27 protein-coding genes are annotated in these 26,477 nt (G+C 71.7%); 13 read left to right on the top strand and 14 right to left on the bottom strand.

All coding sequences use genetic code 11. From position 1 onward, the window contains the following. Positions 1 to 7 precede the first annotated feature (7 nt). The 4 genes from QFZ26_RS15380 to QFZ26_RS15365 form a co-directional block, all read right to left on the bottom strand. Positions 8 to 2,125: an iron ABC transporter permease gene (locus QFZ26_RS15380; RefSeq protein ID WP_307043631.1), complete on the bottom strand. Its 2,118-nt coding sequence runs from the start codon at positions 2,123 to 2,125 to the stop codon at positions 8 to 10. Next, entirely contained in the window at positions 2,097 to 3,080 is a 984-nt protein-coding gene (locus QFZ26_RS15375; RefSeq protein WP_307043630.1) for an iron-siderophore ABC transporter substrate-binding protein, read from the bottom strand. The genes QFZ26_RS15380 and QFZ26_RS15375 overlap by 29 nt, the downstream gene beginning before the upstream one ends. A gap of 65 nt (positions 3,081 to 3,145) precedes the next feature. Beyond that, entirely contained in the window at positions 3,146 to 4,018 is an 873-nt protein-coding gene (locus QFZ26_RS15370; protein ID WP_307043628.1) for an ABC transporter ATP-binding protein, read from the bottom strand. A gap of 58 nt (positions 4,019 to 4,076) precedes the next feature. Beyond that, a complete protein-coding gene (locus QFZ26_RS15365; protein ID WP_307043627.1) occupies positions 4,077 to 5,501 on the bottom strand; it encodes an amidase in 1,425 nt (474 codons plus the stop codon). 49 nt (positions 5,502 to 5,550) lie between these two features. Here QFZ26_RS15365 and QFZ26_RS15360 point away from each other — a divergent pair, with 49 nt between their 5' ends. Beyond that, a complete protein-coding gene (locus tag QFZ26_RS15360; protein ID WP_307043625.1) occupies positions 5,551 to 6,204 on the top strand; it encodes a hypothetical protein in 654 nt (217 codons plus the stop codon). 18 nt (positions 6,205 to 6,222) lie between these two features. Here QFZ26_RS15360 and QFZ26_RS15355 read toward each other — a convergent pair whose 3' ends face one another. The 6 genes from QFZ26_RS15355 to QFZ26_RS15330 all read right to left on the bottom strand — a co-directional run bounded on the left by QFZ26_RS15355 (position 6,223) and on the right by QFZ26_RS15330 (position 10,385). Beyond that, on the bottom strand, positions 6,223 to 6,801 hold the full coding sequence (locus tag QFZ26_RS15355; RefSeq protein WP_307043623.1) for a GNAT family N-acetyltransferase: 579 nt from the start codon (positions 6,799 to 6,801) through the stop codon (positions 6,223 to 6,225). A gap of 78 nt (positions 6,802 to 6,879) precedes the next feature. Further along, on the bottom strand, positions 6,880 to 7,578 hold the full coding sequence (locus QFZ26_RS15350) for a uracil-DNA glycosylase (RefSeq protein WP_307043621.1): 699 nt from the start codon (positions 7,576 to 7,578) through the stop codon (positions 6,880 to 6,882). Continuing rightward, the gene (locus QFZ26_RS15345) at positions 7,579 to 8,022 is read right to left on the bottom strand and encodes a Type 1 glutamine amidotransferase-like domain-containing protein (RefSeq protein WP_307043620.1); all 444 of its coding nucleotides are present in this window, start codon (positions 8,020 to 8,022) and stop codon (positions 7,579 to 7,581) included. A 282-nt stretch (positions 8,023 to 8,304) separates the two neighbouring features. After that, a complete protein-coding gene (locus tag QFZ26_RS15340; RefSeq protein ID WP_307043617.1) occupies positions 8,305 to 8,829 on the bottom strand; it encodes a phosphoribosyltransferase in 525 nt (174 codons plus the stop codon). A gap of 63 nt (positions 8,830 to 8,892) precedes the next feature. Beyond that, positions 8,893 to 9,603: a potassium channel family protein gene (locus QFZ26_RS15335; protein WP_307043615.1), complete on the bottom strand. Its 711-nt coding sequence runs from the start codon at positions 9,601 to 9,603 to the stop codon at positions 8,893 to 8,895. Further along, positions 9,600 to 10,385, bottom strand: a complete 786-nt coding sequence (locus QFZ26_RS15330; RefSeq protein WP_307043614.1) for an SDR family NAD(P)-dependent oxidoreductase — start codon at positions 10,383 to 10,385, stop codon at positions 9,600 to 9,602. The genes QFZ26_RS15335 and QFZ26_RS15330 overlap by 4 nt, the downstream gene beginning before the upstream one ends. An 82-nt stretch (positions 10,386 to 10,467) precedes the next feature. On the opposite strand from QFZ26_RS15330, the gene QFZ26_RS15325 reads away from it, so the two are divergent. The 6 genes from QFZ26_RS15325 (at position 10,468) to QFZ26_RS15300 (ending at position 17,585) form a co-directional block, all read left to right on the top strand. Continuing rightward, positions 10,468 to 11,625 carry an acyltransferase family protein gene (locus tag QFZ26_RS15325; protein ID WP_307043612.1) on the top strand — a complete coding sequence of 386 codons (1,158 nt, stop codon included), beginning with the start codon at positions 10,468 to 10,470 and terminating at the stop codon, positions 11,623 to 11,625. Positions 11,626 to 11,755: 130 nt separating this feature from the next. Then, the gene (locus QFZ26_RS15320; protein WP_307043610.1) at positions 11,756 to 13,081 is read left to right on the top strand and encodes a bifunctional o-acetylhomoserine/o-acetylserine sulfhydrylase; all 1,326 of its coding nucleotides are present in this window, start codon (positions 11,756 to 11,758) and stop codon (positions 13,079 to 13,081) included. A gap of 136 nt (positions 13,082 to 13,217) precedes the next feature. Beyond that, positions 13,218 to 14,423 (top strand): homoserine O-acetyltransferase MetX, encoded by a 1,206-nt coding sequence (gene metX / locus QFZ26_RS15315; RefSeq protein ID WP_307043609.1) that lies wholly within the window; start codon positions 13,218 to 13,220, stop codon positions 14,421 to 14,423. 100 nt (positions 14,424 to 14,523) lie between these two features. Next, a complete protein-coding gene (locus tag QFZ26_RS15310) occupies positions 14,524 to 15,684 on the top strand; it encodes a sensor histidine kinase (protein WP_307043607.1) in 1,161 nt (386 codons plus the stop codon). Next, complete coding sequence (locus QFZ26_RS15305; protein ID WP_307043605.1) at positions 15,681 to 16,934, top strand: hypothetical protein; 1,254 nt, start codon at positions 15,681 to 15,683, stop codon at positions 16,932 to 16,934. The genes QFZ26_RS15310 and QFZ26_RS15305 overlap by 4 nt, the downstream gene beginning before the upstream one ends. Beyond that, positions 16,935 to 17,585 (top strand): response regulator transcription factor, encoded by a 651-nt coding sequence (locus QFZ26_RS15300; protein ID WP_307043604.1) that lies wholly within the window; start codon positions 16,935 to 16,937, stop codon positions 17,583 to 17,585. A 54-nt stretch (positions 17,586 to 17,639) separates the two neighbouring features. Here QFZ26_RS15300 and QFZ26_RS15295 read toward each other — a convergent pair whose 3' ends face one another. Further along, positions 17,640 to 18,914: an MFS transporter gene (locus QFZ26_RS15295; RefSeq protein ID WP_307043602.1), complete on the bottom strand. Its 1,275-nt coding sequence runs from the start codon at positions 18,912 to 18,914 to the stop codon at positions 17,640 to 17,642. An 83-nt stretch (positions 18,915 to 18,997) separates the two neighbouring features. Between QFZ26_RS15295 and QFZ26_RS15290 the strand changes: the two genes are divergently transcribed. Next, complete coding sequence (locus tag QFZ26_RS15290; RefSeq protein ID WP_307043601.1) at positions 18,998 to 19,435, top strand: VOC family protein; 438 nt, start codon at positions 18,998 to 19,000, stop codon at positions 19,433 to 19,435. Between the two features lie 134 nt (positions 19,436 to 19,569). Here QFZ26_RS15290 and QFZ26_RS15285 read toward each other — a convergent pair whose 3' ends face one another. Together QFZ26_RS15285 and QFZ26_RS15280 are read right to left on the bottom strand one after the other, a co-directional pair. Continuing rightward, positions 19,570 to 19,875: a thiamine-binding protein gene (locus QFZ26_RS15285; RefSeq protein ID WP_307043599.1), complete on the bottom strand. Its 306-nt coding sequence runs from the start codon at positions 19,873 to 19,875 to the stop codon at positions 19,570 to 19,572. 30 nt (positions 19,876 to 19,905) lie between these two features. After that, on the bottom strand, positions 19,906 to 21,165 hold the full coding sequence (locus QFZ26_RS15280; protein ID WP_307043598.1) for a glycosyltransferase 87 family protein: 1,260 nt from the start codon (positions 21,163 to 21,165) through the stop codon (positions 19,906 to 19,908). A 93-nt stretch (positions 21,166 to 21,258) separates the two neighbouring features. Here QFZ26_RS15280 and QFZ26_RS15275 point away from each other — a divergent pair, with 93 nt between their 5' ends. From QFZ26_RS15275 to QFZ26_RS15265, 3 genes are read left to right on the top strand one after another with little or no spacing between them, the layout of a single operon-like run. Continuing rightward, entirely contained in the window at positions 21,259 to 22,092 is an 834-nt protein-coding gene (locus QFZ26_RS15275) for an ABC transporter substrate-binding protein (protein WP_307043596.1), read from the top strand. Positions 22,093 to 22,148: 56 nt separating this feature from the next. Continuing rightward, positions 22,149 to 23,033, top strand: coding sequence for an amino acid ABC transporter permease (locus QFZ26_RS15270; RefSeq protein WP_307043594.1), 885 nt, complete (start codon positions 22,149 to 22,151; stop codon positions 23,031 to 23,033). Continuing rightward, on the top strand, positions 23,030 to 23,812 hold the full coding sequence (locus QFZ26_RS15265) for an amino acid ABC transporter ATP-binding protein (protein WP_307043592.1): 783 nt from the start codon (positions 23,030 to 23,032) through the stop codon (positions 23,810 to 23,812). The genes QFZ26_RS15270 and QFZ26_RS15265 overlap by 4 nt, the downstream gene beginning before the upstream one ends. Before the next feature lie 34 nt (positions 23,813 to 23,846). Here the strand turns inward: QFZ26_RS15265 and QFZ26_RS15260 are convergent, their stop codons facing one another. After that, entirely contained in the window at positions 23,847 to 24,695 is an 849-nt protein-coding gene (locus tag QFZ26_RS15260; protein ID WP_307043590.1) for an ADP-dependent NAD(P)H-hydrate dehydratase, read from the bottom strand. Positions 24,696 to 24,719: 24 nt separating this feature from the next. On the opposite strand from QFZ26_RS15260, the gene QFZ26_RS15255 reads away from it, so the two are divergent. Both QFZ26_RS15255 and QFZ26_RS15250 read left to right on the top strand, forming a co-directional pair. Continuing rightward, positions 24,720 to 25,352 (top strand): HAD family hydrolase, encoded by a 633-nt coding sequence (locus QFZ26_RS15255; protein WP_307043588.1) that lies wholly within the window; start codon positions 24,720 to 24,722, stop codon positions 25,350 to 25,352. Further along, the gene (locus tag QFZ26_RS15250; RefSeq protein ID WP_307043586.1) at positions 25,349 to 26,467 is read left to right on the top strand and encodes an NADH:flavin oxidoreductase/NADH oxidase; all 1,119 of its coding nucleotides are present in this window, start codon (positions 25,349 to 25,351) and stop codon (positions 26,465 to 26,467) included. Before QFZ26_RS15255 ends, QFZ26_RS15250 begins: the two co-directional genes overlap by 4 nt. The last annotated feature ends 10 nt before the right edge of the window (positions 26,468 to 26,477 follow it).

Here is a 26,477-nt window from a genome sequence, read left to right as displayed (position 1 = left end):
GGAAGGTTCAGGCCGCGCCGCGCGAGCGCCAGAGCAGCCAGACGAAGTACGGGGCGCCGACGACCGCCGTGAGCAGGCCGGCCGGAAGCTGGCCAGGCGCGATGAGGGTGCGACCGAGCGTGTCGGCGACGCACACGAGCACCGCGCCGAGCAGCGCGGCGAGCGGCAGCACGAGCGCGTGCCGCGAGCCGACGAGCGCCCGCGCGGCGTGCGGCGCGACGAGTCCGACGAATCCGATGACGCCGACCGCCGACACGGCGGTAGCCGTGAGCGCGACGCTCACCGCGAGCAATCCGAGACGAGCCGATCCGAGGCGGACGCCGAGCACCCGCGGGGTGTCGTCGTCGAACGCGAGCAGGTCGAGCTCGCGACGAGCCGACGCGAGCAGGGGCACCGAGATCAGCACGACCACGAGGAGCGGCACGAGTTGCGGGAAGGTGCGGCCGTACGTCGAGCCCGACATCCAGGTGAGCGCCTTCGCGGCGTTGTACGGGTCGGTCGCGATGATGAGCATCGAGGTGATCGCCCCGGCGGCCGCCGAGACGCCGAGCCCGATGAGGATGAGCCGCGTCGAGGCGAGTCCGCCGCGCAGGGCGAGCCCGAACACGATCGCCGCCGCGAGTGCCGCGCCGGCCAGCCCGCCCAGCGTCACGCCCAGGAAGGTCGCGAGGGGCCAGAGCGTGATGACGAGCACCGCTCCGACTCCCGCTCCCCCGGTGACGCCGAGGATCGCCGGCTCGGCGAGCGGGTTGCGGGAGACGGCCTGCACGACCGTGCCGGCGAGTGCGAGCGCGGCGCCGGCGAGGATCGCCGCTGCGACCCGCGGTGCCCGCGTGTTCATCACGAACTCGACGAGCGGGCCGGCCTGGCCGGTGATCCAGTTGAGCACGTCGCCGCCGAGGAGCTTCGCGTCGCCGAGCAGGAGCGACACGAACGCGAGCAGGACGAGCAGCACCGCGGATGCCACGAGCACGAGCCGGCGGCCCCGATGCGACAGGCCGGCCCCGACGACGAACCCGGTGCCGCTGTCGGACGACGCGCGGGCCCGCAGCGCGAGCGCGATGAGGAAGACGGCGCCGAAGATCGTCGTGACCACGCCGGTCGGCACCTCGACGGCAGCCTGGCCGCCGAAGGCGAGCCTGAGCAGCACGTCGGCGCCGAGCACGATGACCACGCCCATCACGGCGGCCGCGGGGATCAGCAGCACGTGCTTCTGCATGCCCGGCACCCGAGCCGCGATGAGCCGCACGATCGCGGGAGCCGCGAGCCCGACGAAGCCGATCGGCCCGGCGACCGTGACCGCCGCCGCCGACAGGAGCACCGCGATGAGGATGCCGATGAGCCGGGTGCGGCGTACGCGCACGCCCAGCACCGTCGCGGTGTCGTCGCCGAGTGCCATCAGGTCGAACTGGCGCGCGAAGAGGAACAGCGCGGCCACGCCCAGGAGCACGACGGGTCCGAGCTGGAGCATGGGGGTCATGCCGGTCTGCGCGAGGGTGCCCTTGCTCCATGCATAGAGGCCCTCGGTGCGTTCGGGATGGAGCAGGAGCAGCATGGTCGTGAGCGCGTCGAGCGCCAGTGCGATGGCCGAGCCGGCGAGCACGAGTCGAACGGTTCCGCCGCCGCGTCCACCGCCCACGCCGCCCGCCGAGAGCCCGAGCACGAGACCGGCCGCGGCGAGCCCGCCCGCGAACGCGACCGCGCCGCCGCCGACGACCGGAAGCGCCACCCCGAACGCGGCGACCGCGACGATGGCGAGGTACGATCCGGCATTCACCGCGAGGGTGTCGGGTGAGGCGAGCACGTTGCGGGTGACGCTCTGCATCACGAGCCCGGCGACGCCGAGCGCGACGCCGATGAGCACGCCGGCGGCGAGCCGCGGCATCCGCGAGGCGACGAGCACGGCGGCCGACTGGTCGTCGGATCCGCCGAAGAGCAGCCCGATGAGCTCGGTCACGCCCACGTTCGCCGAACCCTGTGTCACGTGCACCGCTGCGAGCAGCGTCGCGACGACGACGCCGAGCGCGATGAGGAGGATGGCGCCGAGGCGGGGCTTCACTGTCCCGCCCGGCGCGAGCACCTCAGGGGATGCGAGGTCAGCCGGCAAGAGTGGCGACGACGGCATCGATGTAGTCGTTCATCGACGATGGGCCGCCGAACATCCAGATCCCGTCGGGCAGGCGGTGCACGTTGCCGCTCTGCACGAAGGGCAGCGACTGCCACACCGCGTTGCCGGCGAGCTCGTTCTGGTACGCGTCGGTCTCGCCGTTGGCGATGTAGAGGAACTCGACGTCGCCCACGGCGGTGAGGCCCTCGACGTCGGTGGAGCCGAGTCCGTAGTCGGCGTCGCCCTCGCCGGTCCAGGCGTTCTCGAGGCCGAGTTCTTCGGTCACGGCGGTGAGCAGCGCGCCCTCGGCGAAGGGACGGATCGAGATCTGGCCGCCGCTGGCCCAGGAGTCGCTCATCATGAACGGCGCGCCGGCGAGGCCTGCGGCCTCGATGGCCGCGGCGCCTTCGGCGACCTTCGCGTCGAATCCGGCGAGGATCTCTTCACCCTCGGCCTCCGTGCCCGTCGCCGTGGCGATGCGCTCGAGGTTCCTCTCCATCTGGCCGATGGGGTCGGACGCGTCGGCGCCACGAACCACGAGCACCGGCGCGAACTCCTCGATCTGGGCGATGACCGGCTCGGGAAGGTCGGTGGTCGTCAGCACCAGGTCGGGTGCGAGACCGGCGATGGCGTCGACCGAGGGCTCACCGCGCATGCCGACATCCGTCACCGTGTCGTCGAGCGTCTCGGACTGCACCCAGTCGCCGTAGCCCTCGATGTCGGCGACGCCGACCGGCATGACGCCGAGCGCGACGAGGTTCTCGGCGGTGTTCCACTCGAGTGCGACGATCTTCTCGGCGGGAGCGGTGAGCTCGACGCTCTCGCCACGGTCGTCGACGATCGTGATCGCGGCGGCCTCGCCGTCAGCGGCGCCCGCGTTCTCGGTCGTGCCGCAGCCGCCGAGCAGCAGCGCGGATGCCGCGGCGACGGCGGTGAGGGCGATGGTCGGCCGATTCACGGCAGCTCTTCTCATGGTGTCCTTCGGTCGGCGCGCGGGCAGGGGTGTCCCACGCGATGGGGGTGGAGGGAGGACCGGCGCTAGGCGACGGCGAGTCGTTCGGCGCGTTGCCGGGTGTTGTATCGGCCGATGGGGCACGTGGTGATGCACCCGCGGTCGTCGACCTCGACGTCGACGCGGATGCCGTAGGCCGAGCTCAGCACGTCGGAGACGAGCACCTCGGCGGGTGTGCCGACGGCGCGGATGCGGCCGGATTCGAGGAGCACCATTCGATCGGCGACCGCCGCGGCCTGGTCGAGGTCGTGGAGCACGACGCCGATCGTGACCCCGTGGTCGTCGGCGAGCTCGCGGATCAGGTCGAGGAGCTCGACCTGGTAGCGGAGGTCGAGGTAGGTGGTGGGTTCGTCGAGCAGGAGGACGCCCGTGTCCTGGGCGAGGCACGAGGCGAGCCAGACGCGCTGCAGCTGTCCGCCCGAGAGCCGGTCGACGGGCTGGTCGGCGAAGGCCGCCACCCCGGTGAGGTGCATGGCCCGGGTCACGATGTCGGCGCCGCCCGCGTCGCCGGCGATCCAGCGGCCGCGGTGGGGGTGCCGGCCGAACTCGACGAGTTCGCGCACGGTGATGCCGCCCGGCGTCGGTCGGCTCTGCGCCAGCAGGGTGACCCGGCGCGCGAAGTCGCGGCCGCTCAACGTGGCGGCGTCGATGCCGTGCTCGACGAGGTCGGCGGGCTCGGTGCCCGCGGCGCCCGGGCTCATCGTGTGGCCGTGGTCGGCGGCGAGCAGCACCCGCCCGCCGTCGGGCTGGTGGAGGCGGGCGAGGGCGCGCAGGAGCGTGGACTTGCCGCTGCCGTTCGGGCCGACGAGCGCAGTGACGTTGCCCGGTTCGAGGTGGATCTCCGCGCCGTGCACCACGGGGGCGCCGTTGTAGGAGAGGGTGAGGTCGAGACCGAGCATGCCTCCCACTATAGGTGAGGCTTACCTAAGTTCGTCAATTCGGCGACGACGTTCGAGGTCACCAGGCCGCCGGATGCCGCCGCGCTCGCCGCACGCGCCGCTCGAGCTGCGCCGCGAGCGCGAAGAGGGTGGCCTCTCCCCCAGGCCTGCCGATGAGCTGGACGCCCATCGGCAGGCCCGATGCGGTCTCGACGACGGGCACCGTGATCGCGGGCAGTCCCGCCACGTTCACGAACGACGTGAACGGGGTGTACTGCACCTGCTGGGCGAAGTTCCGCTCGCCGTCGTGCTGGTCGTACCAGCCGATCGGCCGAGGCGTCAGCGCGAGCGCCGGCGTGAGCACCGCGTCGAAGCCGGCGAACCGACGGATGACCCGCTCCTCGAAGCCCGAGAGCCAGGCGAGCGACTCCGCGAGTCGCCGGGCGGGCACCGCGCGCCCGCGCTCGAGGAGCCACCGCGTGAGGGGCTCGAGCATCGCCTCAGCCTCGCCGTCGACGGGGATCGTCGCGGCGCCCGCCTGCCAGATGGTGCGGAACGCGGCGGCGTAGTCGGGCTCCGGTGCGGGTGCCATCGCCTCGATCCCGTGCCCGAGCGCGTCGAGCGCGGCGATCGCGACCTCGAGCGCGTCATGCGCCTCGGGCGCGATGCCGATCTCGTACGCCTCGTCCCATGGGGAATCGGTCATGATGCCCACCTGGAACCGGCCCTCGCCGCGGATGGCCGCCCCGAGGAACGGTCCGTCGTCGCCGGGCGCTCGGAGCGAGAACCGGTGGGCCGCCGGGTAGCCGGCCGGGGCGATCAGCCCGTCGAGGAGCAGCGCTGCGTCGGCGACCGTGCGGGCGAGCGGCCCGGCGACACCGAGGCCCGCGAGACTCGCGAGGCCGGAACCGGCCGGCACGCGGCCGCGCGAGGGCTTCACGCCGACGAGGCCGCACGCGGCGGCGGGGATGCGGATCGATCCGCCGCCGTCGGAGCCGGGCGCGAAGGGCAGCATTCCGGATGCCACGGCCGCCGCGGCGCCGCCGCTCGAGCCACCCGCCCCGAGCCGGAGGTCCCACGGATTGCGCGTCGGCGGCCCGGCGAGCCCCTCGGTGTACGAGGGCAGTCCGAACTCGGGCGTCGCCGACTTGCCGAGGCTCACGGCCCCGGCCGCGTCGACGGTCTGCACGAGCTCGTCGGAGTCGTCGGGGACGAAGTCGGTGAAGGCGCGCGAGCCGAACCGTGCGGGCACGCCGGCGCGCAGGTGGAGGTCCTTGTCGGCGAGCGGCAGACCCCAGAGCGGCGCGGTTCTCGGTACCGACTCCTCGACCTGGCGAGCGCGAAGGAGCGCCGCTTCCGCGGTCACGGTCGCGAACGCGCCGACCAGTGGGTCCAGGCGTTCGATGCGCTCGAGGAAGTGCCGGGCGACCTCGACCGGAGAGGTCTCGCCGCGCTGCAGCAGTTGATGGAGTTCGAGGGCCGTGTGCTCGTGCAGCGCCGTCATGCTCTCGAGCCTACGGCCGTCGGCAGCCGGCCCGGGCTATCGTGAGGGCATGCGCGCACTGGGGGAATCGCCCGGCTCGACGATGGGGGCATCGCTGACGGCGCATCCGCTCGCCTGGGGCGCCGCCTGGGCGGCACTCTTCGGCTCGATTCTCGTGGTGGCCGGTGTCTTCGACTGGCCGACGACGGCCTGGCTGTCGCTGCTCGCCCTGCTCGTGGCACCGAGCCTCGCCGCGACCGTCATCGTGCTGCGCGCGACCCCGCGAGACCACCTGGCGGCGCGGACCTCGGTGTTCGGACACTTCTTCGTGCGCTACCTCACGCTCGTGCTCGCGTTCTTCGCATGGTCGGCGTCGGTCGTGCTCGGTGCGGCCATCTCGACCTCGATCCAGCTCGCGGCCGAGGGCAAGGAGGACGACCTCACCGGCATCGGCTTCCAGGTGCTGGCCGCACTCACGCCGATCGCCGCCGGCGTGCTCTGGGCGGCGCTCATCGTGCGGTGCTCGTGGTTCCTCGCGCGCCTGCGCGGCTGGCAGGAGGCGCCGGAGTCGAGCGAGGTGCCGGCGGCGATGCTCTCCGAGCACCCGCGGCTCCGCCGCATCGTCGTCGGGCTCGCGCATCCGGGCCTGCTGCTCACGACGGGGCTCGTGTCGGCGCTCCTGGCGATGCTCGCCGCGGAGCTCGAGTTCACCCTGCTCGTGTGACGGCGGGGCATCCGACCGCTATTTCAGGGCCTTCTGCATCAGGATCGTGCCCAGCCACCGGTCGAACTTGAAGCCGACGCGGCCCATGCGCCCGATCTCCTCGAAGCCGAACTTCTCGTGCAGGGCGATCGACGCCTCGGCGCCCTGGTCGGCGATGACCGCGATCATCTCCTTGAGGCCCGCGGCCTTCGATCGCTCGATGAGCTCGGCGAGGAGCACCCGGCCGAGCCCCTTGCCGGTCGCGGCCGGGCCGAGGTAGATGGAGTTCTCGACCGTGTACCGGTAGGCGCGCTTCTGCTTCCACGGCGAGACGAGCGCGTAGCCGAGCAGTTGGCCCGACGGCGACTCGGCGACGATGAACGGCATGCCGAGCTTCGTGAGGTACGCGAACTTCGCCTTCCACTCCTTGAGGGTCATCGCGTCTTCGTCGAACGTGACCGTGGAGTTGGCGACGTAGTGGTTGTAGATCTCGCGGACGGCGGGGAGGTCGGCCGCGCGCGCATCGCGCAGGGTGTACTCGAACGGCGCCTCGGCGGGGGCGGGCGTCCGCAGGTGCGGCGGGAGCCGTCGGCGCTCCTGGTATTCCTCTTCGAGCATGGCGTCCAGATTACTCCGGCGATGTTGCGGGCGGATGTCGCCGTGACCACCGTCGCGCCCCGCGCGTCGGCGCCGGCCTCAGCCCGGCAGGCTCCAGTCGACGGGCTCGGCGCCCTGCTCGGCGAGCAGTGCGTTCGCCCGGCTGAACGGCTTCGAGCCGAAGAAGCCGCGCGACGCCGAGAGCGGGCTCGGATGCACCGACTCGATGGTGGGAGTGCCGCCGAGGAGCGGCTTCAGGCCCTGGGCATCGCGACCCCAGAGGATCGCGACGAGCGGGGTGCCGCGAGCCACGAGGGTGCGGATGGCATGGTCGGTGACCTCCTCCCATCCGCGGCCGCGGTGCGAGGCGGGCGCGCCGGGCTGCACGGTGAGCACGCGGTTCAGGAGCATCACGCCGTTGCGGCTCCATGGCGTGAGGTCGCCGTGCTGGGGCGCCACGATGCCGAGGTCGTCGGCGAGCTCACGATAGATGTTCTGGAGGCTCCGGGGCACGGGCCGCACGTGCGGGTCGACGGCGAAGGAGAGGCCGATCGGATGCCCCGGGGTCGGGTACGGGTCCTGCCCGACGATGAGCACGCGCACGTCGTCGAGCGGGGCGCCGAACGCGCGCAGCACCCGATCGCCGCTCGGGAGGTATCCGCGACCGGCCGCCGTCTCGGCGCGGAGGAAGTCGCCGAGGTCGGCGATACGAGGGGCGACGGGCACGAGCGCGCCGGCCCAGGTGGCGTCGATGAGGCCGCCAGCCGCGAGCTCGTCGAGCGTCTTGCCGGGAGCCATTCAGGCGCCGATCGTCGAGACGAGAACGCCGCCCTCGGTCGGCAGCACCCGCCAGACGCTGCCCTGCCCCTCGACCCGGAGGCCGCCATCGCCCACGATCAGCGCCGTGCGCTCGTCGATGCCGAGCCCACCGGCGACGAGCCCGGATTCGACGGCGGCGACCAGGCGGGAGAGCATGCCCCGTTCGGCGACGTGCACCTCGATGGCCACATCGACCAGACCGATGCCAGCCTCGATCTCGAGCTCGACCTCCGGCTCCCCCGGGTCCTCCGGTGCAACGAGCACGCCGCCGATGCGTGAGCCGCTCCCGAACGAGCCCTCCGCAGCGATCATCGCGCCGGCCGAGACGCCGAGGTAGGGCACCCCGCCGGCGACCAGCCGACGCAGCTCGCCGAACACCGGCTGGAGTCCGGCGCGCACCTCTTCGACGACGCCGCCGCCCACGGCGATCGCGTCGACGTCGGCGATCGCGGTGAGCCCGATCGGCGTCGCCGGGTCGCCCTGCGGTCAGCTGCACCTCGATCTCGTCGCTGCCGCCGCCGGCGGCGGCCAGGAGATCGGCGAGCGCGGCGGCCTTCTCCTGGGCATCGGGGTGCAGGGATATCACGGCGATGCGCGGTCGCGCGCGCCCTGCGGCGCCGCCCCGCGCGGCGGCCTCGGCGACGAACGGCGCGTACAGCGGGGCATCCGCACGGGTGGTCGCGCCGCCGCCGACCAGGTGCACGCTCATGCGGCGCCCTCGGCCACGGCCACGGGCGGCAGCGCCGACCATGGGAAGACGATCCAGTCGTCGGTGCTCCGGTACGTGAAGTCGGGCACGAGCACCGTGTGCGGCTTCGTGTAGAGGGTGGCCGTGCGCACCTCGGCGCCCTCGTCGGTGAGGAGCGCGAGCACCTTCGCGAGCGTGCGGCCGGAGTCGGACACGTCGTCGACGAGCAGCACGCGCTTGTCCGTGAGCGCCGGCGCATCGAGCATGGGCGGATGCAGCACCGGCTCGGGCAGTCGCTCGTCGATGCCGGAGTAGAACTCGACGTTGATCGAGCCGCACGCCTTGGTGCCGAGCGCGTACGAGATCGCGCCTGCGAGCAGGAGCCCGCCGCGCGCGATGGCGATGACGACGTCGGGCCGGAACCCGGCGAGCAGCACCTCGCTCGCGAGCGACCTCGCGGCATCGCCGAACTCGTCCCAGGTGAGGATCTCGCGGCGGATCCCGTCGACGCCCGTGCCGGCATCGTTCGCATCGAAGGTCATCCCCTCAGGGTAGCCGCCGAGCGGGCGGCGGGGCTGCGACGACGAGGTCGCGGCCGAGGATGCTCAGACCGTGCCGTCGGAGGGCGGCTCCGCGCCGCCCTGCCCCCGCTGGCCACGCCCGATGCGCTCGTTGATCAGGGAGATGATCGTCGCCGATGCCGTGCCGATGATCGCCACACCGCCGACCATGAGCATCACCGCGTACGCCCGGCCGGCAGGCGTGACGGGATACGTATCGCCGTAGCCGACGGTCGCGATGGTCACGATCGCCCACCAGACCGAGTCACCGAACGTCGTGATCGTGGCGTCGGGCGCGTCTCGCTCGGCATCGAGCGTCGCGAGCGCGATGAAGTACACGAACAGCACCGCGTAGCTCGCCGCGTAGATGACGATGCGCGTGCGCACCGCCTCGCCGGAGCGCCGCTGCAGGTAGGGGACCTCGCCGAGGAGCCGGAGCACCCGGAACGCCCGGAACAGCGGGACGATCACCGAGAGCACGTCGATCATGTTGTGCCGGACGAAATCCCAGCGCAGACCACGCGGGGTGAGCACGATGCGCACCACGATGTCGATCAGGAAGGCGACCCACGTGGCGACGAGGACCGTCCAGATGCCGCCCGTGGTGCCGCCCGGCAGGTCGGGGACGAGCACCATCACGGAGTAGGCGACGATGAAGGCGATGCCGAGCACGACGAGCGGCACCGTGGTGCCCGCCTCCCAGCGAGCCCTACGGGGCGCGGCCACCTCGTCGTACCGGATGTCCTCCACGCTCACGCGCCACCCTCGCGCACGGTCAGCTCGCCCTTGGCGAGCCGATGGGGCGCGGCCTGGGCGACGGGCTTGACCACGATGAGGTCGAGATCGACGTGGCGGGGTTTCAGCATGGCGTCGACGATGACCGCGGCGATGTCCTCGGCCACGAGCGGCTCGGGCACGTCGTCGTAGACGGCGTCGGCTCGGGCCCGGTCGCCGCCGAACCGCACGAGCGCGAACTCGTCGGTCCTGACCATGCCGGGCGCCACCTCGATGACGCGCAACGGCTCGCCGTTCAGTTCGAGGCGCAGCACCTCCGTGAGCGCGTGCGCGGCGAACTTCGCGGCGTTGTATCCGCCGCCGCCCGCGTACGCCGTGTGCCCCGCGATCGACGTGACGTTGACGATGTCGGCCACCCCGCGATCGACCGCCCCCCGCCGCAGCAGGGGCAGCACCGCGCTCGTCACGCGCTTGAGGGCGAGCACGTTCACCTCGAACATCCACGCCCAGTCGTCGATCGCCGACGCCTCGACCGAGTCGAGGCCCTTCGCGCCTCCCGCGTTGTTCACGAGGGCGTGTACGGGACCGGTCTCGGCGAGGTGGTCGCGCAGGGCGTCGACGTCGGCCTGCACGGTGAGGTCGGCGACGAAGACGGATGCCCCGGTCTGCTCGGCGAGCGCCCGCAGCCGCTCCTCGCGGCGGGCGACCCCGACCACGTCCCACCCGGCCGCGCGCAATGCCCGCACGGTCGCCTCGCCGATTCCGGAGCTCGCACCCGTCACGACCGCTCGCAGCACACTCATGCGCTCATTCTGCCGTGCGGCAGCCGGATGCCACGAGCGCCGGGCCGCGGCATCCGACAGGCTCGTGCGGTTGAATGGTCCGATGGAGACGAGGCGGCAGACGACCACGGTGCAGCGCCGGCGCGTTCCCCTGTGGGACAACGCCCGCTGGATCGCGATCACCCTCGTCGTGATCGGTCACGGCATCCTCCCCCTGATCGGCGAGGACAACACCGCCTACAGCGTCTACCTGTTCATCTACTCGTTCCACGTCGCGGTGTTCGTCACGGTGAGCGGGTACTTCGCGAAGTCCGGGCCGCCGAACGCCCGCGGCATCCGGCAGATCCTCACCGACATCGTCTTCCCGTTCTTCATCTTCGAGACGATCTGGACCGTCATCCGCTGGATCCTCGGCGGCGAGTTCGCCCTCGACTTCACGACCGCGTCGTGGACGCTGTGGTTCCTCATCGCCCTCGCGGTGTGGCGCGTCGTGCTGCCCTACCTCGTGATGCTGCGCTACCCGCTGCTCATCGCGATCGCGATCTCGATCGGCGCGGGCTACACCGAGACGATCGATGCGACCCTCGCGCTGTCGCGCACCCTCGGCATGCTCCCGTTCTTCGTGTTCGGCTGGAAGTTGCGGCAATGGCAGCTCACCGGTCGCTGGCTCGCGCTCGAGCGGGCCGTCACCTGGCGGTGGCGCGCGGTCGCCATCCTGCTCTTCGGCGCCGTGCTCGCGGTGATGCCGCTCGCGATCGACACCTGGCGCGACCTCCGGCTCCGTCGCTTCATGCTGTACGACGAGTCGTACGAGGCGATCGGCTACGACGAGCCGTGGTCGGGGGCCATCCGGCTCGCGCTCCTGCTGTTCGCGATGGTGCTCGCGGTCGCCTTCCTCGTGCTGATGCCGCGGGGCGCGCTTTGGTTCACCCCGTTCGGCACGGCCACGATGTACATCTACCTGCTGCACACCTTCGTGCTCTTCCCGTTCCGGGAGACCGGCATGCTCGCGGGCGACCAGCCGTTCTGGGTGCTGCCCGCGATGATCCTCTTCTGCATCGGCATCTCGATCGTGCTCTCCCTGAAGCCCGTCCGCCGAGTCTTCCGGCCGCTCGTGCAACCGCGGGCGCGGTGGCTGTTCCGGCCCGAGCCGTCCACGGCGACCGGCACGCTCGTGCTGCCGCCCGAGGCCCTGCCGCTGCTCGACGCGCCCGAGGTGCAGCCGCCGGCGACGCCCGACGAGCCGAAGCGCACCGACTGAGCGGATGCCGCGGCATCCGCCCAGTCGATGACGCCGTGTGTCGGGCGTCGTTGCCGGCACCGGCACCCCCTCGTAACGTGGGCGCAGTTGCGGCGGGGGCCGCACACCCATCCCCGAGAAGGAGACCTCCATGAGCGAGAACGCCGCCGACTGGCGCTTCGAGACGAAGCAGGTGCACTCCGGCGCCGCGCCCGACCCGGTCACCAACGCCCGCGCGACCCCGATCTACCAGACCACGTCGTACGTGTTCAACAACTCCGAGCACGCGAAGAACCTCTTCGCGCTCGCCGAGTTCGGCAACATCTACACGCGCATCCAGAATCCGACGCAGGCCGTCGTCGAAGAGCGCCTCGCCGCGCTCGAGGGCGGCACCGGAGCCCTCCTCGTCGCCTCTGGACAGGCGGCGTCGACCTTCGCGGTGCTGAACATCGCCGAGGCCGGCGACCACATCGTCTCCTCGTCGTCGATCTACGGCGGCACCTACAACCTGTTCAAGTACTCGCTCGCGAAGCTCGGCATCGAGACGACCTTCGTCGAGAACCAGGACGACCCCGACGAATGGCGCCGCGCCGTGCGCCCGAACACGAAGCTGTTCTTCGCCGAGACGATCGGCAACCCGAAGATCAACATCCTCGACATCCGCCGGGTCGCCGACGTGGCGCACGAGTCGGGCGTGCCGCTCATCGTCGACAACACGATCGCGACGCCGTACCTCATCCGCCCGTTCGAGCACGGCGCCGACATCATCGTGCACTCGGCCACCAAGTTCCTCGGCGGGCACGGCACCGTCATCGGTGGTGTCATCGTCGACGGCGGCGCGTTCGAGTGGTCGAAGAACGTCGAACGCTTCCCCGGCCTCACCGAGCCCGACCCGTCGTACCACGGCGCGAGCTACACGGCCGCGGTCGGCGACGGCCTCGCCTACATCATCAAGGCGCGCGTGCAGCTGCTGCGCGACCTCGGCTCCGCGATCGCGCCGGCGAGCGCCTGGCAGCTCATCCAGGGCATCGAGACGCTCTCGCTGCGAATCGAGCGGCACGTGCAGAACGCGCAGGAGATCGCGGAGTGGCTCGACAACCACCCCGACGTCGCGAGCGTCAACTACTCCGGGCTGCCCTCGAGCCCGTGGTATGCAGCCGCGAACACCTACGCTCCCAAGGGCGTCGGCGCGGTGCTGTCGTTCGAGCTCAAGGGCGGCGTCGACGCCGGTCGTGCGCTCGTCGACAACCTCTCGCTGTTCAGCCACCTCGCGAACATCGGCGACGTGCGCTCGCTCGTCATCCACCCCGCGTCGACGACGCACTCGCAGCTCACGCCCGAGCAGCAGCTCACCTCGGGCGTCACGCCCGGACTCGTGCGGCTCTCGGTGGGCATCGAGAACATCGACGACCTGAAGGCCGACCTCGAGGCGGGTCTCGCAGCATCACGGGCCGCCGCGGAGGCCGCGCGCGTCTGACCACGACCACAGCACGACGGATGCCGCGGGCCTCGGCTCGCGGCATCCGTCGTCTCCTGGCGACCCTCGGTCGCCGGCAGACCCGTCACGCGTAACAAACGCGTGCCGCCCGCCGGAGTTCGGGAGAATCGAGAGCATGGACTGGCAGACGACGGCCGACGCGGTGCCCGCGAGCATCGTCACCGAGGCGCGCGCGCAGTCGCTCGCCGGCCGGGCCCCGGCCACCGGGGCGTGGCGCGAGGGCGACCCCGTCGGCGACCGTCGCTTCGTGCACGTCGGCGACGTGCCGCTCGAGTCCGGCCGGGTGCTGCCCTCGGTGCGCATCGCCTACGAGCAATGGGGCACCCTCTCGCCCGCGCGGGACAACGCGATCCTGATCCTGCACGCGCTGACCGGCGACAGCCACGTCGTCGGCGCGGCCGGGCCTGCGCATCCGAGTGCCGGCTGGTGGCCCGGCATCGTGGGTCCCGGGCTGGCGATCGACACCGATCGGTGGTTCGTGGTCGCCCCGAACGTGCTCGGCGGATGCCAGGGGTCGACGGGCCCCGCCTCGCTCGCGCCCGATCGCGCAGAATGGGCGACCCGATTCCCCTTCCTCACCATCCGCGACCAGGTGCGGGCGCAGCTCGCCTTCGCCCGCGAGCTCGGCATCGAGCGCTTCGCGGCGGTCGTCGGCGGTTCGATGGGGGCCATGCACGTGCTCGAATGGGCGGTCATGGCGCCCGAGGCGGTCGAGCGCATCGCCGTGCTCGCCGCGCCCGCCGCGAGCACGGCCGACCAGATCGCGCTGAACTCGGTGCAGATCGAGGCGATCCGCGCCGATCCGGCGTTCCGCGGCGGAGAGTTCTACGAGGCGCCCGACGGCGAGGGCCCCACCCGGGGCCTGGCCCTCGCACGTCGCATGGCGATGCTGAACTACCGCACCGCGGCGGAGCTCAACCACCGGTTCGAGCGCAGCTGGCAGTCCGACCTCGACCCGCTCGGTGGCGATGGGCGCTTCGCCGTGGAGTCGTACCTCGACTTCCACGGCAACAAGTTCACCCGCCGCTTCGACGCGAACAGCTATATCGTGCTCACCCAGGCGATGAACTCACACGACCTCGGCCGCGGTCGGGGCGGCATCGACGCGGCATTGGCGCGCATCGAGGCGACCAGCCTCGTGCTCGGCATCGACAGCGACCGCTACTTCCCACTCCCCGGGCAGGCCGAGATCGCGGCCCGGCTTCGGCACAGCGTGCACGGCCCGACGCCGGTGCTCGTCTCCTCCGAGTACGGCCACGACGCGTTCCTGATCGAAGACGACGCCGTCGGTGCAGCGCTCTCCGCGTTGCTCGACGACTGATCTCGCGGCGCGCAACGCTGCCGAATCCGGGCGACTCCGCTAGTGTTCGGAGGTGACGGCAACCGTTCATCGGTCGTCCGCCCGTGCGTGAGGGGGTGTCATGAAGCGCATCCACAAGGAGCGTGACCGGCTCCTGCGTCGCCTTGCACGCGTCAGCGGCATGTGCGGGTCGATCGCCGCGCTCGCCTGCCTCCTCGTCCCGGGCACCGCCTCGGCCCTCGAACTGGCCCTCGCCGCCATCCTGAGCCTCGGTGCGTGCGTGCTCATCTCGCTCCACGCGGTGCGGGGAGCCGTGCTGCCGGCGCTCGGCGTGGTCGCCTGCGCGGTCACCCTCATCGCCGTGCTCGGCGCGGCATCGGTGCTCGACCCCGCGGCCACCACCGCGCTCGCGATCAGCGGCGGCGTCACCGCGGCATCCGTCGCCATCTCCCTGATCGTGCGACCCGACGGTCCGTTGCTCGTGCTCGCCCTCGCCGGTGCCTGCGTCATCGCCATCGGCCTCGTGGCCGTCGCCGGTCACGACCTGGCAGCGGTCGCCATTGCGACCTTCGCCGGGTGGGCGGCGTGCGCGTCCCTCGGCGCGTGGCTCGATCGCGCGATCGCCCGAACGTCGGCACGCATCGACGAGGTCGGCAGGGCGCACGAGGCCGAGCGGCTCGCGAGCGAGCTCGAGGCGCGCCAGCGGCAGGACGCCCGCGTGCTGCACGACACCGTGCTCGCGACGCTGAGCCTGCTCGCGCACTCCGGCGTCGGGGTCGGCGTGAGTGCGCTGCGGCAGCAGGCCGGAGACGATGCACGGCTCCTCCGGCAACTGCGGCTCGGCGCCCCGCTCGACAACGGCTCGACCGCCATCTTCTCACCCGACTCCGACGACGATGACGTGCTGAGCACGACCTTCGAGTCGGTGCGCCAGCGCTTCGCACGCATGGGCCTCGACGTGAACTGGCACGGCGCCGGACGCCTTGCGCTGCCGACGGAGACCCTCGACGCGCTGCTCGGCGCACTCGGCGAGTGCCTCGAGAATGTGCGCCGCCACTCAGGTGTGAACGAGGCCGACGTCACCGTCAGCGACGACGACCGCACCGTCCGTGCCATGGTCACCGACGCCGGGCACGGGTTCGAGCCCGAGGCCGTCGACCGCGGGCGGCTCGGCTATGCCGAGTCCGTCGTCGGACGACTGCACACCGTCGGCGGCCGGGCGCGCATCTTCTCCTCGCCCGGGTCCGGCACCACGGTCATGCTCGAGGTGCCGAAGCCATGAGCGTGCTCGCAACCGGCCACCGCAGCTCGCAGTTCCGGCGTCCCAGGCGCTCGGCTCGCGCTGCCGGCGACGTCCGCGAAAGCCACGGCGGCCGCCGCCTCGCGATCGGCATCACGATCGCCGCAGCGATCACCGTCGCGGCGCACTTCGCGCATGCCGTCGCCCTCCAGCCGTTCTTCCTGCCGGGGCTGGGCCCGTGGGGCGCATGGATGGCGCTCGGCGCCGTCGTCGCGGTCGGAGCGCTCTCCCGCATCGCGTGGAGAAATCTCCCCGACTGGCTCTACATCCTCCTCCTCATCGGACTCATCGCACCCGTGTGGCTCGACGTGTCGGCCACGGCGGGGCTCCTCTACCTCGGCGTGACCCCCACCGCCGCAGCGGCGGCGGCGGCCGTGCTCATGCCGGTCGCCGCCATCCGGGGCACGCGCGTGTCGCTCATCGTGGCTTCCGCGATCGGCCTGGTGCTCGGGGTCGCCGCGCTCGTCCAGTTCGACTCGGCCGGACGGCACACGGTGACCGGGCTCGCCGTCGCGGCATCCGCCGTCTTCCCCCTCGTCATGGTGGTGCTCACGATCCAGGGCTTCCGTCGCCTCGTCGGCCGCGAGCTCGACCTCTCGCTCGTGCAGAGCACGGTGACCACCCCCCGCAGCGCCGTCGGCATGCGCGCCTCCGAAGAACTCGCGCAGCTCGACTTCGACGCCGAGACGCTGCTCGACGATGTCGGATCGGGCCGCCTCGCGATCCCCCTGCCCGATGCCGCCGCCGAGCGGGCCGGGTCGGTTGCGGCCCGCCTCCGGGTGCGCCTCATCGAGGGGCGCAACGACACCTGGCTCCGGCACGCCGTGACCGAGTCGGCGTATCTCAGCGACCGCGTCACCGTCGACGACCCCTCGGGCCTCGCGGGGCTGCTCTCGCAGGAGCAGCGCGACGGATTGCTCTTCGCCCTCTGGCTGCTCTCGGGTACCCACCAGAAGCGGGGGGCGACGCCGCTCCTCGTGGGAGTGACCTGCCGCGAGGCCGACCATGGTCACGACGCCGATCCCTCCTCGTTCACGCTCTCGATCGAGGTCGCGGGTGTCGCTCGTCGACATGTCGACCCCGCGACGTGGGATGCTGTCGGTAGTGTCGGGAGGCACGACGTCACCGCGGGCACGGATTCGTTCCGCATCGACATCGACTGCCGGGTGGACCCGACCACTCCGGTGAATGCGCCGGCCGCCCGTGCGGCCGCCCGTCCGAGGGGAAGCTGAATGGCCGACACCACTGCACCGATCCGACTCGCGATCGTCGACGACCACCGCATGCTGCTCGGGGCGCTCTCCGAGTGGATCCGGGGCGCGGCAACCGACATCGAGCTCGTCGCGGCCGTGCCGTCGTGGTCCGAGCTCCTCGCCCACCCGGCATTCCCCGTCGATGTCGTACTCCTCGACCTCGACCTCCGCGACAACATCCCCATCTCGCTGAAGCTGTCGATGCTGAAGTCCGCCGAGGTGGCGACGATGCTGATGAGCACCTACTCGGAGCCGGCCGTGGTGCGCGAGGCGCTCGGCGCCGGCGCGCTCGGCTACCTCGTGAAGTCCGAGCCCGTCGAGACGATCATCGAGGCGATCCGGGCCGCTCGCCTGGGCGAGTCGTACCTCACTCCCGAGCTCCAGCTCGCGCTCGCCGACGAGGGCACCGTGCCGAAGCTCTCGGCCCAGGAGCGGCGTGTGATGGCGCTGTATGGCGCCGGGCAGCCCGTGAAGGCGGTCGCCTTCCAGCTCGGCATCTCCGAAGAGACGGCCAAGAGCTACTTGAAGCGCATCCGCGAGAAGTACCGGGCGTCGGGATTCGACGTCGGCACGAAGGTGGCGCTGCGCAAGCGCGCCATTCTCGACGGCATCCTCCTGCAGTCCGACTGAGGGGTTTCGCCGGCGGTCACGCGGCCGGAACTCCAGCGCGCGCCTTGTCTCGCGTCAGAGCTCGACGACCTCCATGGCACCGGTCGCGTACGGCACCACGACGCCGCGACGGCCGCGCGACCGGTCGAGCGCGAACGAGGTGACCGCGAGCAGCGACCCCGCGATGGTGAGCACGAGCCCGATCCAGATCGGGGCGACGTAGCCGAGCCCGGCGGCGATCGCGATGCCGCCGAGCAGCGCACCGAGGCTGTTGCCGATGTTCAGCGCGGAGTGGTTGAGGGCCGCCGCGATCGACTGGCTGTCGTGGGCCACGTCCATGAGGCGCGCCTGGATCGTGGGTGACAGCGCAGCGGACGACGCGCCCACGAGGAACACGCCGACGGCGAGACCGACCGGGCTCGAGGCGGTGAACCCGAGCAGCACGAGCGCGGCCGCCAGGACGGCGAAGAACAGGTACATCGACCGTCGCACGCTCCAGTCGGCGAGGCGCCCGCCCGCGAGATTGCCGATCGTCATGCCGACGCCGAAGACGATGAGCACGAGTGGCACCGCCGCGAGCGGCAGTCCGGTCACCTCCGTGGCGAGCGGCGCGACGTAGCTGTACACGGCGAAGAGCCCGCCGAAGCCGATCGCGCCGATGCCGAGGGCGAACCAGACCTGCGCCCGGGTGAAGGCGCGGAGCTCGCGCCGCATCGTGGCCGCGGGGTCGCCCGGCTGCCACGGCACGGCGAACGCCACGGCGACGAAGGTCAGGGCGAAGATCGCGGCGACCGCGAGGTAGGCCATGCGCCAGCCGGCCATCTGCCCGAGCCAGGTGATCGCGGGCACACCGACGACGTTGGCGATCGTGAGCCCTGAGAGTACGAGCGCGACCCCTCTCGCGCGTTTGCCCGGGCCCATGAGGCTCGCCGCCACGAGCGAGGCGATGCCGAAGTAGGCACCGTGCGGAAGCGCGGCGATGAAGCGGGCGATGAGCACGAGCCCGAAGCTGGGGAGCACCGCCGACGCGGCGGTGCCCAGGGTGAACGCGGTGAGCAGCGCGAGCAGCAGGCGCTTGCGCGGCCAGCGCGCGGCGGCCGCGGCGATGGTCGGCGCGCCGACGACGACGCCGAGCGCATACGCGGAGATGACCCACCCTGCGCCGGCGTTCGCGTCTTCGGGGGCCGTCGCGTAGAGCACCGGGAGCAGGTCCCGCGCGATGTTCGGGAGGAGGCCCATGGCCACGAACTCGGTGCAGCCGATGCCGAAGCCGCCGAGGGCGAGCGCGAGGAGCGCCCAACGAATACGGGCCGGCGACAGCGTCGTCGGCCCGTCGGATGAGAGGGTCACCCGACAATTGTCGCACGTATCGAATCGATTCGACCCCGAGCTGCCGTCGTGACGAGTCGGTCCGGCTCGGTAGCATGCCACACATGGCCATCAAACTCGAGAACGTCGGCATCGCGGTTCGCGACCTCGAAGCAGCGATCTCCTTCTTCACCGACCTCGGTCTCACCGTCGTCGGCCGTGACACGGTCAGCGGCGAGTGGACCGACACTGCCGTCGGCCTGGATGGCAACCACGCCAAGATCGCGATGCTCCAGACGCCAGACGGTCACGGTCGCCTCGAGCTCTTCGAGTACCTCCACCCCGAAGCGATCGAGTCGGAGCCCACTCGTCCCAACGAGATCGGCATGCACCGCGTCGCCTTCTCGGTCGACGACATCGACGAAGCCCTCGAGGTGGCCGCACGCCACGGATACGGTCCGCTTCGCGGCGTCGCGACCTATGAAGACGTCTACAAGCTCACCTACCTCCGCGGGCCGAGCGGCATCCTCGTGATGCTCGCCGAGGAACTGCAGAAGAGCTGACAGCCGCTCGAGCCTGGCGAGATTGGCCGGCAGGGGCGGCTTTCGGCCCGTGGGGTGTTCGACCACGCCATCTTCGTTCGTCGAGCTCGGGCGTCGGTCTCGCTCATCGACGGGCGGCGCGACATGACGCGCGCTCAGCCGCCGGAGAGCTCCTGCTCGAGCCGATGCACCTTGCCGTCGAGCTCGCCCGTGTATCCGGGCCGGATGTCCGCCTTGAGCACGAGTGAGACCCGGGTGCCGTACGCGCCGACCGCCTCGGTCGCACGCCTCACGACGTCGAACACCTCGTCCCACTCACCTTCGATCGTCGTGAACATGGAGTCGGTGCGGTTCGGCAGTCCGGATTCGCGCACGATCCTGACGGCCGCGGCCACCGCGTCGTGCACTGAACCGTCGTTGCGTCCGGTGCCGCTCGGCGCTACTGAGAATGCGACCAGCATGTGCTTCTCCTCCTCAGGCGGAACGGTGCGTCACGCGGCTGCGGGCGCCGTTTCCCGCCTTCGTCCAGCCTGCCACAATGCCGCGATCCCCCACACGAGCAGGGCCGCCAGAAGACCGACCTTCACGGTGAGGAGGAACACGAACGCGGGGTTCGCGACGAGGAGCCAGCCGTACCAGTAGGGGTAGATGATGTGCGTGAAGAGTGCGACCGCGGCGGCGATGGCCGCTGGCACGGCGAACCGCGCCGGGCGGTACACGAGCCCCAGGATGACGGGAGCTGCGAGCCACGTCGCGAACTGCGGGGAGCCGACCTTGTTCGCGAGCATGAGCACGACGATCAGGCTCAGCGCGAGCGGAGGCATGATGCGGCCGAACGCCGCCCCTCGTCGCACCGCCCGCAGGCCGAGGAGCACGACGGCGAGCACGCCGGCGGCCATGAGCGGCGTGGTGAGGGCGGCCGCGGCCTCCGCACCCGGCCCTTCGATCTGGAACGTCAGGATGTCGCGGGAGTACTCGATCTCCACGGTCTCCGAACCGCCGACGATCTGCCACAGCCAGGCCACCGCGAGGGGAGCCTCGATCTGCAGGCCGCGCCCGGTCTGCTCGGCGACGAAACCGAGGGCGTTCAACCCGGACCCGGCGAGGAGGCTCACCCCCAGGATGCCGGCGCTGAGCGCGGCCGCGACCGTGAGCGCGTCGACGCGCTGGCGCGAGGCGATCACGAGCGCGACGAACAGTGCCGCCGGCCAGACCTTCACCCACGCGCCGATCGTCAGCAGCACCGCCGCGACCCGCGGCCGGCCTGCCGCCCAGAGCAGCCCCGTGATCGCGAGGGGGACGGTGATCGCGTCGATGCGACCGAACGCGATCGGCCCGAGCAGGGCGAGGAAGCCGAGCCACCACCAGGCGGCGAGCCGCCGGCGCCGCGAGAGCCCCGCCCGTCCGAGCAATGCGCCGAACGCGATCGCGTCGAGCACCGCGACGATCGCGAGCCAGGTCACGGCGTAGAGCTCCGGTCCTAGGGCGAGCGCCGCCGCCATCGGCGCGAAGGCCAGGATCGGGTAGACCCACGGCACGTCGATGCCCATGCGCACCCAGCCCTCGGCGGCGTTCTCCGCCCAGACCCGGTACACCGCAGTGACGTCGCCGAGCGGGTAGCCGGGAGCCGTGAGGTTCACCCAGCTGAGCACGAGGTGCACGAGCACGAACGCGCACCACAGCGAGCGTCGCCCGGCGAGCATGTTCCGGATGACCGAGGCGGATGCCACCCGCTCCCCCACCTCCGTCATGGCACGAGCCTATCCGAGCGTCACATTCCGCCACGCATGACCGGAGCGACGGTGGCATCGGGGATGCTGGGAGCACATCCTTCGGAGGCTCACATGACCCGACGCTCCCTCGCCGCGCTCCTCGTCGCGGCATCCGCGACCATCGTCCTCGCTGCATGCTCGGCGGGCGACGCGAACGGCGGCGGCGGCGCGTCCGGCCACGTCACCGGGGGCAAGCTCACGATCGGCACCGGCGAGCCCGCCTACTACCCGTGGGTGCTCGACGACGACCCCGCTTCGGGCGAGGGCTTCGAGGCCGCGGTCGCCTACGCCGTGGCAGACGAGCTCGGCTTCGCCCACGACGACGTGGTGTGGGTGCGCAGCACCTTCGACCAGGCGATCGCCCCCGGGCCGAAGGACTTCGACTTCAACCTGCAACAGTTCTCGATCACTGAAGAACGCGCCGAGAACGTCGACTTCTCCTCCCCCTACTACGAGACGACGCAAGTCGTCATCACGATCGACGACTCACCCGCGGCATCCGCCACCTCGATCGCCGACCTGCAGGGCCTCCTCATCGGCGCACAGACCGGCACCACGAGCTTCGACGCGATCGAGACCGTGATCCAGCCCACGGCGGGCGCGCAGGTGTTCAACACGAACGACGACGCCAAGCTCGCGTTGCAGAACGGCACCGTCGACGCCATCGTCGTCGACCTGCCGACCGCGTTCTACCTCACGGGCGTCGAGCTCGACGGTGGCACGATCGTCGGCCAGCTGCCGACGACGGCCGGTGGCGGCGACGCCTTCGGGCTCGTACTCACGAAGGACTCGCCACTCACCGCCGAGGTCACCGCCGCCGTCGACGCGCTCCGCGAGGACGGCACGCTCGACGAGCTCGCCGCCGAGTGGCTGGGCGGCGAGGGCGCGGCGCCCGTGCTCGAGTGACGACCCTCGTGCTCCCGGGCGACACGACATCGGCGAACCGCCGCTAGCGTGGCCTCGTGACCGACACGATCGATGCCCCAGGGGGCGCGGGCGGCGCTGCGTGGCAACCGAGCGCGGTCGAGCAGGAGCGGCGTGGCTTCCGGCGCCGGCAGACCCGGCGATCGGTGCTCATCAGCGCGCTCTCCACCCTCGTGCTCGCCGCGCTCCTCGCGTGGGCGCTCATCGGCTCTCCCGGCTGGGCGCAGGTGCAGCAGACGTTCTTCGACCCCGAGGTCGCGCTCGCGTCGCTCCCGCGAGTGCTCGAAGGGCTCTGGCTGAACATCCAGGTGCTCGTCGCCGCGAGCATCGGCGTGGCGATCTTCGCGCTCGTGCTGGCGACGCTGCGCACGCTGCGCGGTCCGGTGTTCTTCCCACTCCGCGCCCTCGCGGCGGGCTACACCGACCTCTTCCGGGGCATCCCGCTCATCATCGTGCTCTACCTCGTGGGCTACGGCATTCCGGGGCTCGACTTCTTCGGTCGAATGCCGGCGGCGTTCTGGGGCACGATCGCCCTGATCCTCACCTATTCGGCCTACGTCTCCGAGGTGTTCCGAGCCGGCATCGAGGCGGTGCACCCGTCACAGCGGCTCGCCGCGCGATCGCTGGGCCTCAGCCATGGCCAGACGATGCGACGGGTCGTGCTCCCGCAGGCACTGCGCAAGGTGACCCCGGCGCTCATGAACGACTTCGTCGCGATGCAGAAAGATGTGGGCCTCATCTCGGTGCTCGGCGCGGTCGACGCCGTGCGGGCGGCCCAGATCGAGACGGCGCACTTCTTCAACTTCACGCCGTACGTGGTCGCCGGGCTGCTCTTCGTGCTGCTCGCCTGGCCGATGATCCGGCTGACCGACTGGCTCTCGGCGAAGACACGGGCACGCGAGCAGGTCGGGAGCATCGTATGAGCCGCACTGAGCGGCCGGCAGCGGATGCCCCGGCGCCCGTCGCGGCCGGGGTGCTGAGCCTGCGAGGCATCCGTCGCGCCTTCGGCGACCATGTCGTGCTCCGCGGCATCGACCTCGACGTCGCGCCGCACGAGGTCGTCGCGCTCGTCGGTGCGAGCGGCTCGGGCAAGTCGACGCTGTTGCGCACCGTGAACCTCCTCGAGCCCATCGACGACGGGGTCATCCTCCTCGGCGGTGCCGATGTCAGCGACCCGCGCGTCGACGCCGACCGCGTGCGAGCCCGCATCGGCGTCGTCTTCCAGCACTACAACCTGTTCCCGCACCTCAGCGTGCTCGACAACGTCACGCTCGCCTCACGGCTGGTGCACCGCGTTCCACGCGCCGATGCCGAGCGCCGCGGCCTCGAGCTGCTCGCCTCGATCGGCCTCGCCGATTTCGCCCGTTCGTTCCCCGACCGGCTCTCGGGCGGGCAGCAACAGCGCGCGGCGATCGTGCGCGCCATCGCGACGGAGCCCGAACTGCTGCTGCTCGACGAGGTCACGAGTGCGCTCGACCCCGAGCTCGTCGGCGAGGTGCTCGCGCTCGTGCGGTCCCTGGCCGAGGGCGGCACGACCATCATCATGGCAACGCACGAGATGGCGTTCGCTCGCGAGGTGGCCGACCGGGTCGTCTTCCTCGACGCGGGCCGGATCATCGAGGATGCCCCGGCGCGCGAGTTCTTCGAGGCGCCGAGGCATGCGCGCACCCGTGAGTTCCTCGCCCGGTTCCGCGGCGTGTGACGCCCGGTCGAGCGGCGATGCACCGGCCGGGGGGTCAGCGCCCGGCGAGCATGCCGATGACCCCCGGCACCGCCTCGGCGACGTCCAGCGCGGCGATCGGACCGCCCGCGACCCCGGCGCTCGCCCGTCGCGCCGCCTCGCCGTGCACCCAGGCGGCCGTCGCGGCGAGCGCGGTGAGCGCGTCGGCGTCGACCGAGAGCCGTTCGTGGTGCGTGGCGAGGAGGGCACCGAGGATGCCGCCGAGCACGTCGCCGGTGCCGGCGGTGGCGAGCCAATGGGTCGGCGCGGTCACCGTGTAGCGATCGCCGTCGGGATCGCACACATAGGTCACGGCGCCCTTCAGGAGGACCGCGACACCCAGTTCTCGTGCGGCGCGCTCGGCCCAGCCGGCCGGGTCGGCGCGGATCTCCTCGATGCCGACGGGGATCTCGCGTGCCGTGAGCAGCGCGGCGAGCTCGCGCAGGTGCGGCGTGACCACGGTCGGCGCGGTGTGCGTTCCGACCAGATCGAGGGCACCGGAGTCGAGCACCACCGGAACGCGGTCGGCGAGCGCGTGCTGCAGGTCGCCGAGCAGCACGAACGAGCGACGCGCCGGGTCGATGCCCGAGCCGATGAGCCACGCCTGCACCCGTCCGGCCACGGTCACCGTCTCGGGGCGGCGCGCGAGCACGGCCGCTCGTACCGCGCGCGGGCCGGAGTAGCGCACCATGCCCACGCCGGTGCGGTGCGCCGCCTCGACACCGAGCACGGCGGCACCCGGGTACTCCGTCGAGCCCGTGACGATGCCCAGCACGCCGCGTGCGTACTTGTCGTCGACCGCAGCTGGTTCGACGACCCATTCGGCCGCGTCGTCGGCCGTCCACTCCCGCCAGCTTCCGTCCATGCTCCCAACGATAGGTTGGTGGGGATGCCCACGACAGACCTTGCACCCATCAGCCTCTCCCCTCGCGTCGTCGTGTTCGACTACGGCGAGGTCATCTCACGCGAACCGACGACGTCCGACCGCGCCCTGCTCGTCGATCGCGCCGGCGTCGCCGCCGAGCCGTTCTGGACCGCCTACTGGGCCCACCGCGACGGCCTCGACCGCGGCACGACGTCGATCGCCGACTACTGGCGTGCGGTGGGGCACGACACCGGAGTCGAGTTCGCCGCCATCGACGTGCACGAGCTCTGGGCGATCGACCACCGGAGCTGGCTCTCGGTCGACCCCGGCACCCTCGGCGTGCTGCACGCCCTCGCCGCGGGCGGCACGCGCCTCGCGCTGCTCTCCAACGCCGGCGCCGATTTCGTCGGCTGGCTGCGGCACGGCTCGTTCGCGCCGCTGTTCGAACGGGTCTTCGTCAGCGGTGAGCTCCAGCTCGTCAAGCCCGGAGCCGCCATCTACGAGCACGTCATCGCCGAGCTCGGCATCGAGGCATCCGACTTCCTCTTCGTCGACAACAAGTCGGAGAACGTCGAGGGGGCCAGGGCCGTCGGTGGCGACGGGCATGTGTTCACGGATGCCGCCGCGCTCGAGTCCTGGCTTCGGTCGCTCGTATGAGCGGCGACGAGGTGGCGACGACGCCCGCCCTGTTCACCCCGATCACGATCCGCGGCCTCACGATCCGCAACCGCGTATGGGTGCCGCCGCTGTGCCAGTACTCGGTGACCGCCCGCGACGGGGTGCCGCACGACTGGCACCTCGTGCACCTCGGCGCGATGGCCGCGGGCGGGGCCGGACTCGTCATCGCCGAGGCGACGGCCGTGAACCCCGAGGGCCGCATCTCCGATCACGACACGGGCCTCTGGAACGAGGAGCAGGCGACGGCGTGGGCGCGAATCACCCGGTTCCTGCACTCGCAGGGCGCGGCGTCCGGCATCCAGCTCGCGCACGCCGGCCGCAAGGCCTCGATCTGGCCCGAGCCCATGCGCCGCCCCGGTTCGCAGCCGCTCGACGAGGGCGGTTGGCCCACGGTGTCGGCGTCGGCGATCGCGTTCGACGGATATGCCGAGCCCGTCGCGCTCGATGAGGCGGGCATCGTCCAGGTGATCGACGACTTCCGGTCAGCGGCGCGGCGCGCGGTCGACGCGGGATTCGACCTCGTCGAGGTGCATGCCGCCCACGGCTACCTCGTGCACCAGTTCCTCTCGCCGCTCTCGAACGTGCGCACCGATCGGTGGGGCGGCAGCCTCGAGAACCGCGCGCGGCTGCTCCTCGAGATCGTGCGCGCCGTGCGCACCGAGATCGGCGAGCTGGTCCCCCTCTTCGTGCGCTTCTCGGCGACCGACTGGACTCCGGGCGGCTGGGACGAGGAGCAGACTGCGACCGTCGCGGGGTGGGCGCAGAACGCCGGCGCCGACTTCTTCGACGTGTCGACCGGCGGGCTCGTCGCCGCGGCCGACATCCCGGTCGGTCCGGGCTACCAGGCTCATTTCGCCGAGTACGTGGGCGAGCGGTCGGATGTCCCGGTGTCGGCGGTGGGGCGCATCACGAACGCGCGGCATGCCGACGACCTCGTCGCCACGGGTCGCGCCGACGCGATCATGCTCGGCAAGGCGATGATGCGGGACCCGCACTTCGCGCTGCGGGCCGCGCACGAGCTGGGTGCGGGCACTGCGATGTGGCCGTACCAGTACCTGCGTGCGCGCCCCGAGGTGAACGACGGCGAGTGGTGACGTCGCTCGG

This window comes from Agromyces ramosus, from assembly GCF_030817175.1.
In the GTDB taxonomy this organism is placed as follows: Bacteria; Actinomycetota; Actinomycetes; order Actinomycetales; family Microbacteriaceae; genus Agromyces; species Agromyces ramosus_A.
This window is presented reverse-complemented; position numbering and strand designations above follow the sequence as displayed.

Coding starts and splice junctions, on each gene's coding strand:
- QFZ26_RS15380 (WP_307043631.1), bottom strand. CDS start 2,125: ATGCCGTCGTCGCCACTCTTGCCGGCTGACCTCGCATCCCCTGAGGTG.
- QFZ26_RS15375 (WP_307043630.1), bottom strand. CDS start 3,080: ATGAGAAGAGCTGCCGTGAATCGGCCGACCATCGCCCTCACCGCCGTC.
- QFZ26_RS15370 (WP_307043628.1), bottom strand. CDS start 4,018: ATGCTCGGTCTCGACCTCACCCTCTCCTACAACGGCGCCCCCGTGGTG.
- QFZ26_RS15365 (WP_307043627.1), bottom strand. CDS start 5,501: ATGACGGCGCTGCACGAGCACACGGCCCTCGAACTCCATCAACTGCTG.
- QFZ26_RS15360 (WP_307043625.1), top strand. CDS start 5,551: ATGCGCGCACTGGGGGAATCGCCCGGCTCGACGATGGGGGCATCGCTG.
- QFZ26_RS15355 (WP_307043623.1), bottom strand. CDS start 6,801: ATGCTCGAAGAGGAATACCAGGAGCGCCGACGGCTCCCGCCGCACCTG.
- QFZ26_RS15350 (WP_307043621.1), bottom strand. CDS start 7,578: ATGGCTCCCGGCAAGACGCTCGACGAGCTCGCGGCTGGCGGCCTCATC.
- QFZ26_RS15340 (WP_307043617.1), bottom strand. CDS start 8,829: ATGACCTTCGATGCGAACGATGCCGGCACGGGCGTCGACGGGATCCGC.
- QFZ26_RS15330 (WP_307043614.1), bottom strand. CDS start 10,385: ATGAGTGTGCTGCGAGCGGTCGTGACGGGTGCGAGCTCCGGAATCGGC.
- QFZ26_RS15325 (WP_307043612.1), top strand. CDS start 10,468: ATGGAGACGAGGCGGCAGACGACCACGGTGCAGCGCCGGCGCGTTCCC.
- QFZ26_RS15320 (WP_307043610.1), top strand. CDS start 11,756: ATGAGCGAGAACGCCGCCGACTGGCGCTTCGAGACGAAGCAGGTGCAC.
- metX (WP_307043609.1), top strand. CDS start 13,218: ATGGACTGGCAGACGACGGCCGACGCGGTGCCCGCGAGCATCGTCACC.
- QFZ26_RS15310 (WP_307043607.1), top strand. CDS start 14,524: ATGAAGCGCATCCACAAGGAGCGTGACCGGCTCCTGCGTCGCCTTGCA.
- QFZ26_RS15305 (WP_307043605.1), top strand. CDS start 15,681: ATGAGCGTGCTCGCAACCGGCCACCGCAGCTCGCAGTTCCGGCGTCCC.
- QFZ26_RS15300 (WP_307043604.1), top strand. CDS start 16,935: ATGGCCGACACCACTGCACCGATCCGACTCGCGATCGTCGACGACCAC.
- QFZ26_RS15290 (WP_307043601.1), top strand. CDS start 18,998: ATGGCCATCAAACTCGAGAACGTCGGCATCGCGGTTCGCGACCTCGAA.
- QFZ26_RS15285 (WP_307043599.1), bottom strand. CDS start 19,875: ATGCTGGTCGCATTCTCAGTAGCGCCGAGCGGCACCGGACGCAACGAC.
- QFZ26_RS15280 (WP_307043598.1), bottom strand. CDS start 21,165: ATGACGGAGGTGGGGGAGCGGGTGGCATCCGCCTCGGTCATCCGGAAC.
- QFZ26_RS15275 (WP_307043596.1), top strand. CDS start 21,259: ATGACCCGACGCTCCCTCGCCGCGCTCCTCGTCGCGGCATCCGCGACC.
- QFZ26_RS15265 (WP_307043592.1), top strand. CDS start 23,030: ATGAGCCGCACTGAGCGGCCGGCAGCGGATGCCCCGGCGCCCGTCGCG.
- QFZ26_RS15260 (WP_307043590.1), bottom strand. CDS start 24,695: ATGGACGGAAGCTGGCGGGAGTGGACGGCCGACGACGCGGCCGAATGG.
- QFZ26_RS15255 (WP_307043588.1), top strand. CDS start 24,720: ATGCCCACGACAGACCTTGCACCCATCAGCCTCTCCCCTCGCGTCGTC.
- QFZ26_RS15250 (WP_307043586.1), top strand. CDS start 25,349: ATGAGCGGCGACGAGGTGGCGACGACGCCCGCCCTGTTCACCCCGATC.